The sequence below is a fragment of the Streptomyces sp. SID3343 genome (genome assembly GCF_009865215.1).
GTDB lineage: Bacteria > Actinomycetota > Actinomycetes > Streptomycetales > Streptomycetaceae > Embleya.
Map to the genome: position 1 here is coordinate 1 of NZ_WWJX01001320.1, position 376 is coordinate 376.

The 376-nt window shown below is 68.1% G+C and carries 1 pseudogene; it reads right to left on the reverse strand.

The features are described from left to right. Positions 1-163: 163 nt before the first annotated feature. Positions 164-376 (reverse strand): annotated as a pseudogene (locus tag GT354_RS41745) (hypothetical protein); the annotation flags it as partial.

Consider the following 376-nt stretch of genomic DNA (forward strand, 5'->3'; position numbering starts at 1 on the left):
GGGGCATCCTCGGGCCCCTCGGGCCCCTCTTCGTCGGCCATTTCGGCCCCCTTTCTGGGTTGACAGACGGTGACCGGGGAGGGCACCCTCGCGGGTGCGCATGCGCACACACGTCAGGGCCCCGCCCCGGAGGGTTTTCCGGGTGAAGTGAAGAAGAATGAAGTCACTTACCGTGACGGTTGTGGAATTCCTGGGCCGTCTCGGCCAGCGCGTCCCACACCGACGTATCGCCGTCGCGCTCCGCACGCGCCGCGACCGAGCGAGCGAGGTTCAACCACACCGTCGCCCGCTCCTCCGGACTCTGCGCGGCGGCGAGTTTCTCGTTCCAGAACTTCGCGCGGTTCAACTGCGCCCGCTTCACCGACCGCTTCACCGC